19 protein-coding genes are annotated in these 18,303 nt (G+C 65.2%); 12 read left to right on the forward strand and 7 right to left on the reverse strand.

The features are described from left to right. Positions 1-238: 238 nt before the first annotated feature. From R2669_RS03235 to R2669_RS03270, 8 genes are all read left to right on the forward strand, one after another. A complete protein-coding gene (locus R2669_RS03235; RefSeq protein WP_024978368.1) occupies positions 239-529 on the forward strand; it encodes a DUF2249 domain-containing protein in 291 nt (96 codons plus the stop codon). Positions 530-561: 32 nt separating this feature from the next. After that, on the forward strand, positions 562-2,838 hold the full coding sequence (locus tag R2669_RS03240; protein ID WP_316898514.1) for a nitric-oxide reductase large subunit: 2,277 nt from the start codon (positions 562-564) through the stop codon (positions 2,836-2,838). A gap of 145 nt (positions 2,839-2,983) precedes the next feature. Continuing rightward, the gene (locus tag R2669_RS03245) at positions 2,984-3,706 is read left to right on the forward strand and encodes a GntR family transcriptional regulator (protein WP_260781160.1); all 723 of its coding nucleotides are present in this window, start codon (positions 2,984-2,986) and stop codon (positions 3,704-3,706) included. A gap of 53 nt (positions 3,707-3,759) precedes the next feature. Then, on the forward strand, positions 3,760-4,554 hold the full coding sequence (locus R2669_RS03250) for an ABC transporter ATP-binding protein (protein WP_316898515.1): 795 nt from the start codon (positions 3,760-3,762) through the stop codon (positions 4,552-4,554). Then, a complete protein-coding gene (locus tag R2669_RS03255; protein WP_316898517.1) occupies positions 4,544-5,440 on the forward strand; it encodes an ABC transporter permease in 897 nt (298 codons plus the stop codon). Before R2669_RS03250 ends, R2669_RS03255 begins: the two co-directional genes overlap by 11 nt. Before the next feature lie 317 nt (positions 5,441-5,757). Beyond that, positions 5,758-6,786 (forward strand): ABC transporter substrate-binding protein, encoded by a 1,029-nt coding sequence (locus R2669_RS03260; RefSeq protein WP_316898519.1) that lies wholly within the window; start codon positions 5,758-5,760, stop codon positions 6,784-6,786. A 35-nt stretch (positions 6,787-6,821) separates the two neighbouring features. Beyond that, positions 6,822-7,220: a DUF488 domain-containing protein gene (locus R2669_RS03265; protein ID WP_316877148.1), complete on the forward strand. Its 399-nt coding sequence runs from the start codon at positions 6,822-6,824 to the stop codon at positions 7,218-7,220. A gap of 134 nt (positions 7,221-7,354) precedes the next feature. Continuing rightward, positions 7,355-7,573, forward strand: coding sequence for a DUF1059 domain-containing protein (locus R2669_RS03270; protein ID WP_206273118.1), 219 nt, complete (start codon positions 7,355-7,357; stop codon positions 7,571-7,573). A gap of 17 nt (positions 7,574-7,590) precedes the next feature. Here the strand turns inward: R2669_RS03270 and R2669_RS03275 are convergent, their stop codons facing one another. Both R2669_RS03275 and R2669_RS03280 read right to left on the reverse strand, forming a co-directional pair. Next, a complete protein-coding gene (locus tag R2669_RS03275; protein WP_147218566.1) occupies positions 7,591-8,232 on the reverse strand; it encodes a helix-turn-helix transcriptional regulator in 642 nt (213 codons plus the stop codon). Positions 8,233-8,346: 114 nt separating this feature from the next. Then, positions 8,347-8,784 (reverse strand): multidrug/biocide efflux PACE transporter, encoded by a 438-nt coding sequence (locus tag R2669_RS03280; protein WP_316898521.1) that lies wholly within the window; start codon positions 8,782-8,784, stop codon positions 8,347-8,349. A gap of 114 nt (positions 8,785-8,898) precedes the next feature. On the opposite strand from R2669_RS03280, the gene R2669_RS03285 reads away from it, so the two are divergent. After that, entirely contained in the window at positions 8,899-9,795 is an 897-nt protein-coding gene (locus R2669_RS03285; protein WP_316898524.1) for a LysR family transcriptional regulator, read from the forward strand. Between the two features lie 21 nt (positions 9,796-9,816). On the opposite strand, the gene R2669_RS03290 is transcribed toward R2669_RS03285, so the two are convergent. The 4 genes from R2669_RS03290 to R2669_RS03305 all read right to left on the reverse strand — a co-directional run bounded on the left by R2669_RS03290 (position 9,817) and on the right by R2669_RS03305 (position 12,837). Then, the gene (locus tag R2669_RS03290; RefSeq protein WP_316877152.1) at positions 9,817-10,692 is read right to left on the reverse strand and encodes a flagellar brake protein; all 876 of its coding nucleotides are present in this window, start codon (positions 10,690-10,692) and stop codon (positions 9,817-9,819) included. A gap of 143 nt (positions 10,693-10,835) precedes the next feature. Further along, a complete protein-coding gene (locus tag R2669_RS03295) occupies positions 10,836-11,225 on the reverse strand; it encodes a RidA family protein (protein WP_316898526.1) in 390 nt (129 codons plus the stop codon). Beyond that, entirely contained in the window at positions 11,222-12,199 is a 978-nt protein-coding gene (locus R2669_RS03300) for a threo-3-hydroxy-L-aspartate ammonia-lyase (RefSeq protein WP_316898528.1), read from the reverse strand. The genes R2669_RS03295 and R2669_RS03300 overlap by 4 nt, the downstream gene beginning before the upstream one ends. Further along, positions 12,196-12,837 (reverse strand): helix-turn-helix transcriptional regulator, encoded by a 642-nt coding sequence (locus tag R2669_RS03305; RefSeq protein ID WP_316898529.1) that lies wholly within the window; start codon positions 12,835-12,837, stop codon positions 12,196-12,198. Before R2669_RS03305 ends, R2669_RS03300 begins: the two co-directional genes overlap by 4 nt. A gap of 474 nt (positions 12,838-13,311) precedes the next feature. Between R2669_RS03305 and R2669_RS03310 the strand changes: the two genes are divergently transcribed. Continuing rightward, positions 13,312-15,639: a TonB-dependent siderophore receptor gene (locus R2669_RS03310; RefSeq protein WP_316898531.1), complete on the forward strand. Its 2,328-nt coding sequence runs from the start codon at positions 13,312-13,314 to the stop codon at positions 15,637-15,639. 46 nt (positions 15,640-15,685) lie between these two features. Here R2669_RS03310 and R2669_RS03315 read toward each other — a convergent pair whose 3' ends face one another. Beyond that, complete coding sequence (locus R2669_RS03315) at positions 15,686-16,447, reverse strand: SDR family oxidoreductase (protein ID WP_316898533.1); 762 nt, start codon at positions 16,445-16,447, stop codon at positions 15,686-15,688. Between the two features lie 112 nt (positions 16,448-16,559). On the opposite strand from R2669_RS03315, the gene R2669_RS03320 reads away from it, so the two are divergent. Next, positions 16,560-17,489 (forward strand): LysR family transcriptional regulator, encoded by a 930-nt coding sequence (locus R2669_RS03320; RefSeq protein WP_147218550.1) that lies wholly within the window; start codon positions 16,560-16,562, stop codon positions 17,487-17,489. Between the two features lie 209 nt (positions 17,490-17,698). Further along, complete coding sequence (locus tag R2669_RS03325) at positions 17,699-18,232, forward strand: DUF3761 domain-containing protein (RefSeq protein ID WP_316898535.1); 534 nt, start codon at positions 17,699-17,701, stop codon at positions 18,230-18,232. Positions 18,233-18,303: the final 71 nt, after the last annotated feature.

Below are 18,303 nucleotides of genomic sequence, written 5' to 3' on the forward strand. Positions count from 1 at the left end.
TCCACGTTAGGCCCCGACAGCCAGTAGGGCTTTGATACAGCGCAAACGAAAAACGGCCCAAACCAGCACATCCGCCACGCCGTATAGCGGGCAACCCCAGTCGTGGCGCGATTCGCCGCATCAAGATACCCATAAAACAAGCATCTGACGTACATCAATAACGCCGGAGATTCCGGCCACTAATATAGTTGCATCCTTAATGCATCTTTTTGATGCGACACCCACAGAGGGCATCCCCATGACACAGTCCGCCTCCACCATCCAGCTCGACCTCCGCGTGCTGGCGCCGCGCGAGCGCCATCCGCTGATCTTCTCCGCCTTCGGGGAACTCGGCATCGGCCAGAGCCTGGAGCTGATCAACGATCACGATCCGCGCCCGCTGCAGTCGCAGTTTCAAGTGGAGCGCCCGGGCCAGTTTTCCTGGGACTACCTTGAGCGCGGCCCCGCCACGTGGCGCGTTGCCATCACCAAGGTGGCGTCTGCCGCCAGCGCCGGCCACTGCTGCGGCGGTTGCGGTGGTGGCGCCTGAATTTCCGATTGCATCCTGCAAGGAACCTTGTCATGAAAAACAACCAAAGGCTGTGGCGGTGGCTCGGCCTGATCTTCATCCTGTCGTTCGGGGCATTGGGCTATCTAGGCCGGCAGATCTATCTGGCTGCGCCGCCGATTCCGCATGCCGTCGTCACGTCTGTGGGCGAGGTGCTCTTTACCGGCGAACAAATCCAGCGCGGGCAAGAGGCCTGGCTGGCAGCCGGGGGCCAGCAGCTTGGCACCGTCTGGGGCCACGGCAGCTACGTTGCGCCTGACTGGTCTGCCGACTGGCTGCACCGGGAAGCCACGGCGCTGCAAGCCATCCGCGCGCGTCAGCAGTTCGATACCGACGCGCCGCTGACGACCGTGCAGCAGGCCGCCGTCGACGCCAGCGTGAAGGAGGAAATGCGCCGCAACACGTACGACGCCAATCACGACATCCTGACCGTATCGCGTGAGCGCGCAGAGGCCATCCGTGGTGTGGCACAGCACTTCCAGGCGCTGTTCGGCACCGATCCGTCGCTGGCAACGCTGCGCGACCAATACGCCATGGCCACCGGCGTGCTGCCGGAAGCGGCCGACCGCGAAGCCCTGGCGGCATTCTTCTTCTGGACATCGTGGGCCGCCGCAGCGGACCGCCCGGGCGAGACCGACATCTCGTACACGAGCAACTGGCCGCATGAACCGCTCGTGGGCAACACCATGACCGGCGGCGCCGCCATGTGGTCGATGGTCAGCATCGTGCTGCTGCTGGGCGGTATTGCCGCCATGCTGTGGCTGCACGGCAGCAGCAAGCACGAAGAAGAGGCTGCGCCGCTGCCGGCAGATCCGTTCCTCAACGTGGCCGCCACGCCGTCGATGAAGGCCACGCGCAAGTACTTCTTTGCCGTGATCGGCCTGATGCTGGTACAGATCGGCATGGGCGCCATCACCGCGCACTATGCGGTGGAAGGTGAATCGTTCTTCGGGATTCCGCTGGCACAGGTGCTGCCGTACGTGATCAGCCGCACCGTGCATACGCAACTCGGCGTGCTGTGGATTGCCACGGCGTGGCTCGCTACGGGCCTGTACATTGCGCCGCTGCTGTCGGGGCGTGAACCGAAGTTCCAGAAGCTTGGCGTTGATCTGCTGTTCTGGGCGCTGATCTTTATCGTGGTGGGCTCCATCGCCACCGGCTGGCTCGGCACGCTGCAACATCGCGGTGCGGACTTCGGCTTCTGGGTCGGCAACCAGGGGCTGGAATACACCAGCATGGGCCGCGTGTGGCAAATCTTGCTGTTCGTCGGCCTGCTGTTCTGGGTCGTGCTGCTGGGCCGGGCGCTGTGGCCGGCACTGAAGACACCGTCGGAATCGCGCGGGCTGATCGCCATGGTGTTCCTGTCGGCCACGTGCATCGGCGGGTTCTATTCGACGTCGCTGGTGTGGGGCCAACACACGCACTATTCGATGATCGAGTACTGGCGCTGGTGGCTCGTCCACCTGTGGGTCGAAGGCTTCTTTGAAGTGTTCGCCACCGCCGTCATCGCGCTCATCTTCACGCGCCTGGGCCTGATTCGCGCCAGCAGCGCCAACCGCGCCATCGTGGCCGAGACGATCGTGTTCCTGTTCGGCGGCATCCTGGGCACGCTCCACCACCTGTACTTCACGGGGACACCGACCTCGATCATCTCGGTGGGTGCCGTGTTTTCTGCGCTGGAAGTGGTGCCGCTCACGCTGATCGGGCTCGAAGCGCTGCAGAACTATCGCCGCACGCAAGGCACGCCATGGCTCAATGCCTACAAGTGGCCCGTGCTGTGCTTCGTGGCCGTGGGCTTCTGGAACACCGTCGGCGCCGGCCTGCTCGGCTTCGCCATCAACCCGCCGGCTTCGCTGTACTACGTGCAAGGTCTGAACATGACAGCCGCCCACGGGCACGCCGCACTGTTCGGGGTGTACGGCATGCTCGGTATCGGCCTGATGCTGTTCTGCCTGCGCGGCCTGTATGCGCGCAGCCTGCATGCCGACCGCCTGCTCAAGCCCGCGTTCTGGGGCCTGAACATCGGCCTGGCCATGATGGTGTTCATGTCGCTGCTGCCGGCCGGTATCTACCAGGCCTGGGCCAGCGTCACCAAGGGCATGTGGTACGCCCGCTCGCCGGAAGTCGTGCACTCGAAGGTGATGGAAACGCTGGTCTGGCTGCGTGTGCCGGGTGACATCGTGTTCGCCATCGGTGCGCTTGTGCTGGCCTGGTATGCGCTGCGGTTGCTGCGCCGTCCGAAGGCCCAACAGACCGAGCCGCTGCCGGCTTCGGCTCGCGCCACGCGTTAATTCTTGACCCAAGCAGTTCCACCAAAACCCGCAGGGCCCGTGTCGAGCAGACCGGGCCCTGCGGGTTTTCCTGTAATGCCCTCCGCCTTCAACCTCCCTACAATGACAAATCATATAGATGAATAGTTGACCACTTTTGATACCGATGCCCGCCGATCTCCGCCTGCCCCGCTACCAGCAATTGCGCGACGATCTGGCCGCGCAGATCGCCCAACAGCACTGGCGCCCGGGCGACGCCATCCCGACTGAAGCCGAGCTTGCCAAGACGTACAACGTGGCGGTCGGCACGGTCCGCAAAGCGGTCGATGTCTTGGTGGCCGAGGGCTTGCTCGAACGCTTCCAGGGCCGTGGCACCTTTGTGCGGCGCGCCAGCTTTGCCAGCTCCCTGTTCCGGTTCTTCCGCTTCCAGAGTGAAAGCGGCGAGCGACGCATTCCTGAGAGCCGCATCCTCAAACGCGATGTGCTCGATGCGCCGTCTGCACCGGCTGCGGGCTTGCAGATCGAAACGGGCTCACCGGTCATTCGCCTGACCCGGCTTCGCTTGTTGGATGGCGCGCCGATGCTGGCCGAAGAGATCTGGCTGCCTTACGACCGTTTTGCGCCGCTCGCCACGCTCGAACTCGACGCGTTTGGCGACCTGCTGTATCCGCTGTACGAATCCCACTGCGGCCAGATCATTGCCAGCGCTGAGGAAACGCTCACCGCCGAGGCCGTGAACGCAACGTATGCGCGGCTGTTGCGCATCCAGGCCGGCGATCCGGTGATGGTCATCGAACGCGTTGCGCGCGGCTACGACCGGGTACCGCTCGAATGGCGGCGCTCGCGCGGCGCGGCGGCGCACTTCCGCTACCACGTGGATATCCGGTAGCGCCGCATACGCCGCACCCCAATCCGACAAAAACACACACAGGAGACAACATCATGCAGGCCAACTCACCGACCGCGCCGCCGCTGGTGGACGTGCGCGGCGTCACGCTGCAGTACAAGACACGCCAGCATCTGGTGACGGCCACCTACCGCGTCGACTTCCACGTCTATCCCGGCGAGCGCTACATCCTGCTCGGGCCGTCGGGCTGCGGTAAATCGACATTGCTCAAGGCCATCGGCGGCTACCTCACGCCCACCGAGGGCGAGATCCGCCTGAAGGGCCAACCTGTGACCAAGCCGGGGCCCGATCGCATGATGGTGTTCCAGGAGTTCGACCAGCTCCTGCCGTGGAAGACGGTGAAAGAGAACGTGCTGTTCCCGCTGCTCTCCACGGGCAAGCTGGGCGCGCGCGAAGCCGAAGAACGCGCGCTGCACTACATCAACAAGGTCAACCTCACCAAGTTTGCCGACCACCACCCGCACATGCTGTCGGGCGGGATGAAGCAACGCGTGGCGATTGCGCGCGGCATGGCCATGGAGCCTGACGTGCTGCTGATGGATGAGCCGTTCGCCGCGCTCGACGCGCTCACGCGCCGCAAGATGCAGGACGAGCTGCTGCAGCTGTGGGACGAAACGCGCTTCACCGTGCTGTTCGTCACGCACTCGATTCCGGAGGCGATCCGCTGCGGCAGCCGCATCCTGATCCTGTCGCCGCATCCGGGCCAGGTCCGCGCAGAGCTGCCGAGCCTCGCGCGCGGCGATGATGACCCGGAGCGCTTCAAGGCGCTCGAAGCCGAGATCCACGACATGCTGTTCGCCCGCGCAGTGGAGGAAACCCATGCAGACTGAAACCCTTTCCATGCCGGCCACCCCCGACATCAGCAACCGCGCGCCCGTCTACAGCACGCCCGTGGCGTTCGAGCGCATCGGCGTAGTGGAAAAACCGCTCTCCATTGCCGAGCGTCTGTACGAACAGGCATGGCTGCGCAAGCTCGTCATCCTCGTCGTGCTGGCACTCGTCTGGGAAGGCGGGGCGCGCTGGCTCGACAACCCGCTGCTGATGCCGACGTTCTCCGACACCGTCCAGGCACTGTGGGCCGGGCTGGCCAGCGGCACGCTGTTCGCTCGTATCGGCACGTCGATGCAAACGCTGCTGGCGGGCTACGCGCTCGGCTTGGCGTTGTCCTGCGCGCTGGTCGTGCTCGGCATCAGCAACCGGCTCGGGCAGGACTTCCTGGAAACGCTCACCGCCATGTTCAACCCGCTGCCCGCCATCGCCCTGCTGCCGATCGCGCTGGTGTGGTTCGGCCTGGGCAACGGCAGCCTGATCTTCGTGATCGTGCATTCGGTGGTGTGGGCGGTGTCGCTCAACACGCATGCCGGTTTCCTGTCGGTATCGAACACGCTGCGCATGGTGGGCCGCAACTACGGGCTCTCCGGCATGGGATACCTCACCAAGATCCTGATCCCGGCCGCGTTCCCGTCCATCCTCACCGGCCTGAAGATCGGCTGGGCCTTCGCATGGCGCACGTTGATCGCGTCCGAACTGGTGTTTGGCGTCAGCTCCGGCCAGGGCGGCCTCGGCTGGTACATCTACGAAAACAAGAATCAACTGCAGATTCCCGAAGTGTTCGCCGGCCTGCTGACGGTGATCATCATCGGCCTGCTGGTAGAGAACCTAGTATTCCGCACGCTGGAAGCCCGCACCGTTAAACGCTGGGGCATGCAGAACTAAGGGAGCCCGCGCGACTACCGGGACCGTCCAGGCGCTTACGGTCGCCCCCAGACGGTTTGGCCGTACCCTGCCCTAGATGGCGCCTTGAATTTCTGTTGCAGGGAGGAAAAAGAAGGGAGGCTTGTCTGAGCGCAGCGAGTTTGCCTCCCTTCCCTCCCTGCGACATAAATTCAAGGAATGGGTCGCCATCTCGGGCGCGCCTTTCTTTGCTTACTTTCTTTGGCAAGACAAAGAAAGTGAGTCGCCCCCGGCAGGGGGTGAAACGAGAAATGCACCACCAACATACAGCCATACAAACAACGACAAGGAGACAACCAATGCAGCAAACACGACGTAACGTCCTCCGCCTGACAATCGCCGCCACGCTAGCCACATCGCTCCTGTCCGGCGCCATCAGGACCGCCCACGCAGAAGCCACCGAAGTCCGCATCTCCCACGGCTACGGCATCCTCTACCTGCCCATCATGGTCATGGCCAGCGAGCACCTGCTGGAGAAGCAGGCCAAGGCCGCCGGCCTGGGCGACGTGAAGGTCAGCTACCGCGTGCTCGACGGCGGCAACGTCATCAACGACGCCATGCTCTCCGGCGCGCTCGACATCGCCTCGCTGGGCGCGCCCGGCTTCCTCACGCTCTGGGACAAGACCCGCGGCAGCGCAATGGAAGTGCGCGGCCTGTCGTCGCTCAGCTCATCGTCGATGTACCTGATGACGCGCAACCCCAACGTCAAAACGCTGGCGGATTTCTCCGACAAGGACCGCATCGCCGTGCCGGGCATCAAGACCTCGCTGCCAGCCGTGGTGCTGCAAATGGCTGCCGCCAAGACCTTCGGCGACAAGCAGTTCAACAAGCTCGACCCGATCACCGTGCCGCTGCCGCACCCTGACGCCACCGCCGTCATGCTGGCCGGCGGCAGCCAGATCAACAGTCACATGGCCTCGCCGCCGTTCTCCTACACCGAGGCCGCAGCGCCCGGCCTGCACCGCGTGTTCAACACGGTCGACGTGCTCGGCAACATCACACTGGACATGACCTACACCAGCAAGAAGTTCTACGAGGCCAACCCGAAGCTGTCGGCGGCATTCGTGGCGGCGCTGGACGAAGCCAACGCATTCATCGCCAAGGACAAGACCAAGGCGGCGCAGATCTACATCGCTCAGTCGAAGGTGAAGAGTTCGCCGGAAGAGGTGAAGAAGATTCTGGACGATCCGGATTCTCGCTTCACGACCACGCCCGTGGGCGTCGCACACTATGCTGAGTTCATGCAGCGCGTGGGCACGCTCAAGAACAAGCCGGCGTCGTGGAAGGATCTGTTCTTTCCCACGGTGCAGAGCAGGCAGGGTTCGTAAGCAGGCCGCGCGCAGCATCCACACGGAGACATTCCATGGCACTACGCATCGTCCGGCTCGGCGAGCCGCGTCACCCCGATGAAGGCTTGCGCATCGGCACCGTGCGGCGCCCACCGCGCGGCGTGCCCAAGGAAGAATTCGCCAGCCGCGATTTCTACGATGTATGGATGCCGCTGCTCTCGCCCACGCCCGAACTGGTCAAGCAGGCGCAGGCCGCGCAAACCGCGCACGACGAGAAGGGCTGGCAAACCTTCGTACGCCACTTCCGCACCGAAATGCGCGACGGCGATGCAGCGCGCCTGCTCGACATGCTGGCCGCGCTATCGCACCAGACCAACCTGTCGGTGGGCTGCTATTGCGAAGACGAGGCGCATTGCCATCGCTCGGTGCTGCGCGCGTTGCTGGAGGAGCGTGGGGCGAAGGTGGTCGGCTAAAGGAAGGCTCAACAGGACGGCACGTACCCCACACGGGTGACGACGCGCCGCCGCGGCAAACCTATAACGAAGAGGCGCACGACCGGAGTCGCCCGCGTCGCGCCGTCGTCATTCGTCATTCCAGGAGCACCGCCATGGGCCGCCGCTACATCGATTGCCGCGCCTTCCCCAGCGAGACCAACTGCTCGGTCGCCATCAGCGCCGACAGCGATGCCGAACTGCTGGAGGCAGCTGTGCAGCATGCCGTTTCCGTGCACAAGCACACCGATTCGCCCGAGTTGCGGGCGCAACTGCAAACCCTTTTCCAGGACGGCACCCCCGCCGTGGCGCCACCAAAGATGGCTACCGCCTGATCCAGGCGCACATGGACCTACCGACGCGCCGACAGGGCCAGCATCAGCCGCACGACATCGCACTGGCTGTGCGTGTTGGTCTTGCGATAGACGTGCTTGAGGTGCGTGCGCACCGTATCGAGTGAAATGCCCAGCGTGCGGGCAATACAGGCCGGGTCCGAGCCGCTTGCGAGCAGATCGGCAACATCGGCTTCGCGGCGCGTCAGGTGGAACGCATCGGACAACCACAGACTGGCCGGCTGCGCAGGCGAGATACCCACTCGCGCCGCAACGCGTTGCCAGCACAAGGGCAGTGCCTGTGCAAAGTGCGGCAGCAAGGCTTGCGGCATCGCACCACGCCGCACAGGCTGCGGCACGCCGGCCTTGCGGTAATCGAGCCATACCGCGCCGCGCACTTCGGCATCGGCCACGGGCCAGGCCTCGACGCCATCACCGCGCACCGCGTGCAGCAGCACGTCGGCCGAGCATGCACCACGCGATGCCGCCCAGTGCCAACGTCCATCGACGCGCCAGCGGATCATGGCCGCAGCGTGGTCCGCACCGCACGCATCGCGCAGCACGTTCATCACGCCAACGGCGTCACCGGCGCAGGCCGCCACGTAGCATTGGCGCAGCACGGTTGCCGAGGCATGGGATGACGTAACGGAAAGACGCGGCATGAAGGCAATACGGGCGCAGCGGCTTGCGACCGCTGCGCCCGTCTTGAAAGGGACTTCATTATAGGAAGCGCGTCACCTTCCGCACTGCCCCTTTTGCCCTAAGCCCATCGTGCATCAGGCCAGCGCGCGGCGCGACATCCAGCGTGCGCGCAGATGGTCGTACGCGAGGTTGAAGAAAAACGTGTACGGCAGGAAGAACAGCATGATGCCGATGTCGATGACGAAGGCTTCCCAGAGGCTGACGTTCAGCCACCACGCACCCAGGGGCACCAGCATCACGACCAGCCCACCCTCGAACAGGCAGGCATGCACCACGCGCAGCATCAACGTGCGGGAGAGCCTGTAGCGATGCTCAATCCGCTCGAAGATCGCGTTGAACACCATGTTCCACGCCATCGCGACGCCGGCAAACATGAGGGTCAACGCGCCCATGTGCGCGAGCGGCACGCCCATGATCCAGCTGAACAGCGGCGCGCAGATGATGGTGGCGATCAACTCGAAACTCAGCGCGTGAAACACACGCTCGGCAGGGGTTTTGGCGGGAACTTGCATGGAAACGACTCCGAAGAATGGGCGTGATTTTCATCGGTGGAGACGGGTTTCGCCAGTTCGATACCATCGGCTTTTCCGATATATTGAGGCCATCCATCCACCCGGGAGCGATCGATGCGCCACTCACCTGAAGCCTTGCACGCCTTTGCCGAAGCCGCCACGCTGGGTTCGTTCTCGGCGGCGGCGCGCAAGTTGGGCAAGCGGCAATCCACCGTGAGCGAGGCGATCGCGAATCTGGAGATCGACCTGGGCCTGACGTTGTTCGACCGGACCACGCGACAGCCGAGGCTGACCGAAGCGGGCCGCGCGATGCTCACGCAGGTGCGCCGCGTGCTCGACGCCAGCGAGCAGATGGACCGCCTGGCGGCGCAAATGGCCGGTGGCCTGGAGGCGCGCCTGACGCTGGTGGTGTCCGATACGTATCAGTCCGATCGTTACGAGCAGACGCTCGCGTCACTCGAACAGCGCTTCCCCGAACTGGAGCTCGAATGCCTGATCGCCGAGTACGAAGACGTGCTCGACATCATCCAGCAGGGCCGCGCGCAGTTGGGGCTGGTGGCCACGCAGCCGACGTATCCGCCCGACATTGGCGCCGCAACGATCGCCGAACAATCCGAGATCGGCCTGTTCGTGGGACGCCAGCACCCGCTTGCGCAATATGGGCACGAAGAAGTGCCGCATGCGGTGCTGCGCGACACGCGCGAGCTGCGGCTGAACACGTTCGTCGATCCGGTCGGCCCCAGGGCGGAAACGACGCCCGTACGCGGCCTGCGCCGTTGGTCTGCGCCGAGCTACCTGATGCTGCTGGAAATGGCCGTACTCGGTTTCGGATGGACGGAACTGCCGCGCTGGCTGGTCGATCACTTCGCAGCGGATCGGCTGCACGAGGTGCAGGCACGCGGGTGGCCTCGTCATGTACCCGTGGATGCAGTGTGGTCACGCAAGCGCACACTCGGCCAAGCCGGCGCCTGGCTGCTGGAGACGATGCTGGCCGGCACCACGCCGCCCTGAGGCAAACGCTGGTCCCGATCGCTACTCGTCTAGCCGATCGATGATCAGATGCGAAAGCTGCGCCGTCTGCTCCTTCGACAAGGAAAACTCCATGCCAAACGACGGAAACGCAGATGCAGGCGCCCCCAGCGCGGGCGACCCGCTCGCCACGCGGCCCGTCAGGGAGAACGACTCCAGCTGACCATCCACGTAAGCGCTGAAATCGAGTGCCAGCCTGTCGCCGGGCTGAAACGCCGCGCTGGCGCTTTGCACAAGCGCCCCATTCAGGCAGATGTCGCGGATCACCGCCACGCGGTCTGCCGCTGACGCCGCCTGCCCGTCGGGGCGCAAGCGGGCACCGATCCGGACCTGCACACGCTTGGCACGGCGCAGCGGCATCTTCTGCATCTTGATCGGCGCAGACAGCACGAGATACGGCGCGGGAAATTGCCCCACCGACACCACGCTGCACATCATGGTGACGACCGCGCGGCCGGAAAATCCGCGCAGCAGGAGGATGTCCCGAATCTCTGGGCGCAGCGTCCGCTTGCCGTCGGCGGGCTGCGTGACGAACAGCGCCTCGCCTTCGATGTAGCCGATGAGCCTGCACGGCAGCAGCCCGCGCAGTGGCGCCGATTTTTCCTGCACCTGCAGGACGGTGCCCACACTGAGGCCGCTCGACGCGAGGCGGGGCTTGGCTTCACCGGATGCCGCAGGCGCAGCAACCTCAACGCCCTCGCCTTCATCCAACGCCAGCACCGGGCCGTGATGGAACAGGAGGCGGACGTCTTCGGCATCCGGAACCACGGCGCCGGCGGGCAGCAGCAGACGGCCTCCACTATCGGCGAGCGGGAACGGCAGCGGCTGGCCAACCGGCACGTCTTCCTGGGTAAGTTGCCGCGTTTTTTGCAGGGTCATGGGGGCGATGGATCTGTGCGTCTAGGCCGGGCATGTGCCTCGGCAGGCTTACCGGCCATTTTGCAACAATGGCGGGCAAACGGCCGGAGATCAACTCGCGCGAACCCTGCCTGCCTGACGCACATCAACTGCAAGCGTTTGCATCACGCCGCCAGTGCCGTCGCCTCGATTTCCACTGCCAGACCGTAGTGCAGCGTCGGCACCGGCACCACGGCGCGCGCCGGGCGCAAGTCACCGATCCACTCTCGGTAGAGCGCATCGAACGCGGGCCAGTGCGTTTCCATGTCGGTCACGTACACGCGCACCTGCACCAGACGCGAGCGGTCGGTGCCCGCGGCGGCAAGCACGGCGTCGACGTTGGACAGCACTTGCCGCACCTGCGTCTCGAACGGCGCGTCAACGAGCTTTTCGCCGGTGGGCGTCACGGGAATCTGTCCGGCGACGAACACGAAGCCATTGGCGCAGACCGCGTGCGAATAGTGCCCTGCCGGCGCACGCAATGCCGGCGCGTTCAGATAGCGCGCGCCGCTCATCTGGCTTCCTCCGCGCCCAGCACCAGCTTGGCGAAGAGCTGCAAGTCCACATTGCCGCCCGACAGGATCACGCCGACGCGCTTGCCGCGCACGTCGACCTTGCCGTTCAGCGCCGCAGCGGCGGCCAGGCAGCCGGTGGGCTCGACCACCGCCTTCATGCGCGAGGCGAAGAACTGCATGGCGTTGACGAGTTCTGTATCGGTCACGGTCACGATGTCGTCGACCAGTTCGCGAATCACGGCAAACGTGTGATTGCCCAGATGCTGCGTCTGCGCGCCGTCGGCCAGCGTCTTGGGTGTATCGATGTGGACGATCTGGCCCGTGCGGAAGCTCTGCTGGCCGTCGTTGCCGGCCTCGGGCTCCACGCCGAAGACCTTGCACGCCGGGTTCAGCGCGCGCGCTGCCGTGGCGCAGCCGGAGAGCAAACCGCCGCCGCCCAGCGGGGCCAGCAGCACATCGAGCGGGCCGACCTCTTCGATCAATTCCTTGGCGGCCGTGCCCTGCCCGGCCATCACGTGCGGATGGTCGTACGGCGGGATCAGCGTCAGACCCTGCTCTTCAGCCAGCTTGCGGCCGATGGCTTCGCGGTCTTCGGTGTAGCGGTCGAAGAACACCACCTCGCCGCCGTAGCCGCGCGTGGCTTCCACCTTCACGACAGGCGCGTCCTTCGGCATGACGATGACGGCGCGCATGCCGAGCAGCCTGGCCGACAACGCAATCGCCTGCGCGTGGTTGCCCGACGAAAACGTGATCACGCCGGCCTTGCGCTGCTCCGGCGTGAATTGCGACAGCGCGTTGTACGCCCCACGAAACTTGAACGCCCCCATGCGCTGGAAGCTCTCGGCCTTGAAGAACAGCTCGGCGCCGGTCATGGCGTTGGCGGTGGCCGACGTCAGCACCGGCGTCTTGTGGGCAACGCCGTGCAGGCGGGCGTGGGCGGCAACGACGTCGTCGTAGGAAATGGGCAGGCTCATGCGAGGTCCTCGGGAAGGTAGGTGTAGACGGTGGAGCGCGCCACGCCCAGCGTTTGCGCGACTTCAGTCAGCGCGCGGCGCAAGTTCAGCAAGCCGCTGGCGGCCAGCTCGCGCATGGCCTCGCGACGCTGGTCGAGCGTCATGGCCATGGGCGTGGTGTTGCGTGCGGCGGCAAATTGTTCGAGCGCGATGCGCACGTCTTCAACGCGGCGCGATGCGAGCGACTCGGGCACCGGCGGCGCTGCCACATCCACGCGCATCAGTTGCGTCAGGCCGGTGGTCACCGCGTTCAACATCGATACATCCATGTTCAGGCAGATGGCCACCACGTAATCGCCGCGGCTGTTCTTCAGGCCGATCGATGTGCTCTTGGCCGGGCGCCCGTCGGGAAACCGGTTGGCGTAGTTTTCGATGACTTCCGGGAAGTCCGGATCGGCCAGGCGCGCGAGACCCAACTCCGTCACGGCGTCGCCCACACGGCGGCCGGACAGGTTGTTGGCGATGGCGACGACGGCATGATCGGGATTGGTCAGATCGTGCAGGACGACTTCCACCAGCGGCGCCAGCGTCTTGCCCAGCGCCTCGACGATCTTCCGGCCTTCGCGCAGAAGAAGGCGGTTTTCTTCGATGGGCTTCATGGGTGTTGACGATACGTCAGTTACTGACATTTCGTCAATTCCGCATTCGGCGTCATCCACGCACTCATTTGGGGCGCGCGATGGGCTGGCGCATTTCAGGGCTCCGCCTGCGATGCAGCGGCCAGAAAACATCCTGAAGAAAGCTCACCAAATCTGCCCCTCCATGGAAGTCCGACGACGCATCGTGTCAGGCGTCGCGGCAAAAGAGGTCATCCCTTCGCACGGGCGGATGGCATGGTTCCTGCACGCCACCGCGCGTCGTATCACCAAAAAAGCGGTCGGGGAGTTGTGTGATGAAGGTGCAGTACGGAAGGGCAATCCGCCCGGCAAGAGAGAAGTGCGCAAGGGTTCACGCTACGCGGCACAGCCAGCGGCAGCGCTGCGTCGTGCAGACCCGCCATGGAGATGGAGCCCCGCACGCTAGGGTGACTGCAGAGCCCGCGGCCTGATCGCTGCGTCGCTTGCTTCACCATCATGCGGTCGTTTAACGCCTTTGCACGCGCTGCGGCGCAGGCCTGCCTGCCGCCGCGCACGGGCCGCACCGTGCAGCGGGTGCGGCTGCTGGGTCTTGCCGCGCTGTTCGCGGTGCAGTACGCCCATGCAGCGCCGCCGGGCACCTGGGATTTTTCAATCGAGCGGGCGCCCCTGGAGCGCGTGCTGATGGAAATCGCCCGCATAAGCGGACAGCCCATGTCATTTCCGTCCGGCCTTGCGAAAGACCTGTCGGCGGGTCCGATTCGGGGCACGATGTCTGCCCAACAGGCAGCACAGCAGGCACTGAAGGACAGCGGCTTGCAACTCACCACGCTGCCCGACAACACGTTGACCATCGTGCCGGCGCCCGACGCACCGCGCGACATCGGGACCTTGCCGCCAGCCGAGGTGCGCGCCAGCGTGGGCAGCGATTTTGCGGTCTTCACAACCGGCTTCGCCACGCACATCGAAACGCCCATCACGAGCGTGCCCCATGCCGTCAGCACGCTCACAAGAAACCTGCTTGCGAGCCAGAATGCGCCGTCGATTGCAGACGCCCTGGCGCTGGCCGGTGTCTCGTCAATGTCGCTCGATCCCACGGCCACCCCCCGCTACGCCACGCGGGGTTTCATGACGGGACAGATCACCGTTGATGGCCAGCCCGACAAGATGGCTTCGCTGCGGCCCGTCGAGGCGGTCGAAGATGTTTCGGTGATCAAGGGCGCGCATGCCGACATTGGCGGCACCCCGACAGCCGTGGGCGCCATCAATGCCAACCTCCGGGCGCCTGCCGTCATGCCACAGCGAACAGTCACCGTGGAAATCGGCTCGCATGCCGAGCGCAAGGCCGTGGTGGATCTGGCCGGCCCCATCGGATCAACCGACCTGTCTTATCGGACAGTGGCGTTGCAGGACACGACGGCCAACAGTGATTCGGGATACGCCGGCCGTCGCAAGAGCTACGGGCTTGCGGCGCTCGGCTGGCGAGATGCCGCAACGGAAGTCGCGGTCGGACTCGAATCCGCAACCAGCCGTCAGCCCATGCCGCCCGCCACGTTTGCGCTGAACGGCGCGCCTGTCCGGCTGGCCCTGCAAAGCCCGCTGGGCAATGCCGACGACAACGTGCAGTCCCGTGCGAGCCGCGGTTACTACAAGGTGTCGCGCACGCTCTCAGACGATTGGTCGTTGCACTCACGCGGCACGTACGAAACGCTCACCCAACAATCTGTGCTGTGGCATTTGGCCCCGGTGATCAACAACACCGCGCCCTCGCTTACGTTCAATCTGGGCGACCGCAGCGACAACACCGCGTGGGCCATCTCAAACGAACTGGCGGGCAAGTTCGCACACGGGCCGTTCGAGCACGCGCTGACGCTCGGTTGGGATGAATTCCACGAGCGGCAGGACATGGCGTTTGCGGCAACACCCATGCTGATGCCCCAGAATCCGTTTGCGCCTGTCCTGCTGCCGCCGGCCACCTTCGTGCCGGGCCTACAGGCTTCGCAGTCGGTGCGGCAATCAGTGTTCCGCGTGCGCGACCAGATTGCCATTGGCGACCGTTGGGAACTGTCCGGCGCCCTGTACGTGAATGACTACGTCGCCAAACTGCCGCGCACACAGCTTCAGGGCACGGCCTGGACACCGTCGATGGGTCTGCTCTACAAGCTTACGCCGCATACCGCATGGTTTGCCGACTACTCGCGCGGGTTCCGCCTCAACACCGGCTACTTCGACCCCTGCGAGACCTTGCTGCCCGAACGGAGCCGCCAGTTGGAAACCGGCCTGCGCTGGGCCGATGCCAACCGTGGGCTGACGATGCAGGCCGCGCTGTATCGCATCGATGCGCACAACGTGAGACTCGTGGACGTGGCGCCTGCCGGCTACGACACGCAAATCGCCAAACAGAGCAGCGAAGGGCTGGAAGTCTCGATGCAGGGTTCGGTCACAAGCGGCTTGGACGCTTCACTGTGGGTGGCACTGTCTCGTGTATCCGGCGTGTCGAGCACCGGGTTCCTGCCGCAGGCGCCATTCCTGAGCGGGTCGCTCTGGGCGACGTACACCATGCAGGCGGGGCAGTGGAAAGGCGCGGGCGCCGGGATTGGCATCACCGGCCAACGCGGCGCCCCCTGCTACGGCGACACCCCGTTTCGCATGCCCGGCTTCGTGCGCGTCGACACCAGTCTCTTCTGGCACCAGAAATCCTGGAGCGTCGATCTCTTCGCGCGCAACCTCTTCAATATCCGGGCTTATGGCAACGCACAGTCCGGAAACTTCATCCCCGTTCAGCCTGGCCGCACGCTGACACTGCGCGTGACCCGCAGCTTCTGACGCTGGCCGGCCAAACCGGATCGGGCCCACCCGCCAAGGGACGGGCTTAAAGCTGGCTCATGCCGCCGTCGGCAACGATTTCCGTGCCAACAATGAAGGCCGATTCCGGCGCCGAGAGATGCAGCACGGTCGACGCAATCTCGTCCGGCGTGCCAAAGCGGCCCAGTGGCACCTGGCCCTGTATCTGTGCGGCGGTGGCGGCCAGCGTGTCGGCATCCAGCCCAAGCTTGCCGTACAGCGGCGTTGCGACCGGGCCGGGGCTCACCACATTCACGCGGATGCCCGCACCAATCAGCTCACCCGAGAGCGTCTTCGCCAGCGAAATCAGCGCCGCCTTGCTCGCCGCATAGACCGACGAATTCGGCATGCCGATGTGCGCGTTGATGGAGCCGTTCAGCACGATCGACGTGCCCTTGTTGAGGATGGGCAGCAGCGCCTGGACCTGGAAAAACGCGCCCTTCACGTTGGCGTTGAAGGTCGCATCCCACAGGGCTTCGTCCACATCCGGCAAGGCGGCAAACCTAGCCATGCCGGCATTGATGAACACCGCATCCAGACGCACACCCGCCTCCTGCAGCTGACGGGTCAGCTCGCGTGCGGCCGCCACGGTGCCGGTTTCATTGCGGATGGCGATGGCCGCATTGCCGCCAACCGTGCCGAGCGTGGCGCGCGCCGTTTCCAGCGCTGCCGCATCGCGGCCGGTAATGACCACGCGGGCGCCTTCGCGCGCAAATGCCTGGGCGGCTGCCAGGCCAATACCGCTGTTGCCGCCAGTGACCAGAACGGTCTTGCCTTCGAAGCGATTCATGATGTCCTCCAGTAGGAAAGTTGAACGTGAACAATCGCGTGACTGCAGTGTGGACGCGGGCAAGCGGTTTGCCATACGATCCGGACGATGAACACGTTCGAAGGAATTGCACATGTTGACAGACGAAGAATTGGCGCTGCTGCAAGCCATCCGGCAAACCGGCAGCCTGTCGCGTGCGGCAGCGCACTTGGGCAAGGCGCCGTCGACCGTGTCGTACGCCGCACGGCAGCTGGAGCAGCGCTTCGACGCCCTGCTGTTTGACCGGCGCCGCTACCGGCTGCAGCTCACGCCAGCCGGGCAACTGCTCGTGGAAGAAGCCGCGCGGCTGGCGCAGGACGTCTCGCGCGTGACGCAGCGCGTGCGGCAAGTCGCCAACGGCTGGGAAGACCGCTTGTGGATCGTGACGGACGAGCTGCTGGAGTTCGAATCGCTCATGCCCGTGATGCACGCGTTCGATGCGCTGCAATCGGGCGTGACCCTGCGCGTGACGCACGAAGTGCTGGCCGGCACCTGGGAAGCGCTGCGCGATGGCCGTGCCGATCTCGTCATCGGGGCGACCAACGAGCCGCCTTCCATCCCGAACCTCGGGTGGTTTGAACTGGGCGTGGTGGAATGGGTGTTTGCCGTGTCGCCCCGGCATCCGCTCGCCGCCATCGACGCGCCCCTCACGCGCGAGGAAATCACCCGGCATCGCGCCGTGGTGGTGGCCGATTCGGCGCGCACTACGGCCGGCCGCGCCTACGGCATGCTCAGCGGGCAACCGACGCTTGCCGTGCCCAGCATGCGCGCCAAGACGCTTGCCCAGCGCGACGGCCTGGGCGTCGGCTGGCTGCCCAGGCACCGCGTCGCGTCCTTACTTGCGCGCGGCGAGCTGGTGGAAAAGCGCACCACCGATCCGCGCGAGCCCAACCTGCTCTACGTCGGCTGGCGCAGCGGTGGCGATGAAGACGGCGAAGGCCGCGCACTGCAATGGTGGCTTGAGCAGCTACGGCAGCCGCGTCTGGCCAAGCAGCTCGTGCAGGGTGTGGACGTGTTCGCCTGAAACTGCGCCGGGCCGTGCGATCTTGCCTATGCTGGGATGGCGTCGGCACCATACCGCCCGTCGGCGCAACACAAGCAACGCCGACTGTTGCGGAATGATCAACGTTGCCGCGTTTGTCTGCTGACAAACCCTCGGGTTGGTCAACGCGCGCTGTCGGCCGGCGTTAATCGGTCACGCACGTATCTCCGTGCCTCGTTGAGGGTCTCGTTATGAAACTGTCTGCGTTGATGTTTTCGATGGGTGCGCTGGTGATGGGGTCGGCGTTTGCGCAGGGCACCGCTGCACCTGCCACCGCCCCGGCGGCCGTTCATGCGGTCTGCAAGGACGGCACGCCCTACAGCGGCGCGACGCTCAAGGGCGCTTGCCGCGGCCATGGTGGAGTCGACAAGAAAGCCAGCACAGGCGGTACCCCGGCTGCCGCGCCAGCCGCGCCCGCAGCTGCACCTGCCGCTCCGGCTGCCGCCAAACCTGCGGCTGCAGCGCCGGCCGCGGCGCCCGCACCGGCACCGGCGCCTACCCCCGCAGCCAAGCCTGCTGCTACAGCGCCGGCCAAGCCGGCTCCGGCGGCCACCGTTGCTCCCGGCGGCGGCCCCGACAAGGTGTGGGCCAATGCCAGCACCAAGGTCTACCACTGCCCGGGCGATCGCTACTACGGCAAGACCAAGCAAGGCGAATACATGACCGAAGCCGATGCAAAGGCCGCCGGCATGCGCCCAAGCCGCAACAAGGCCTGTACCAAGTAAGACACGCCTGCAGCAAACCCGTACGCCGCGGCCCGCCCGGGTCGCGGCGTCGTCCATTTCAGCCGGACCAC

This window comes from Ralstonia edaphi, assembly GCF_958350185.1.
GTDB classification, from domain to species: domain Bacteria; phylum Pseudomonadota; class Gammaproteobacteria; order Burkholderiales; family Burkholderiaceae; genus Ralstonia; species Ralstonia edaphi.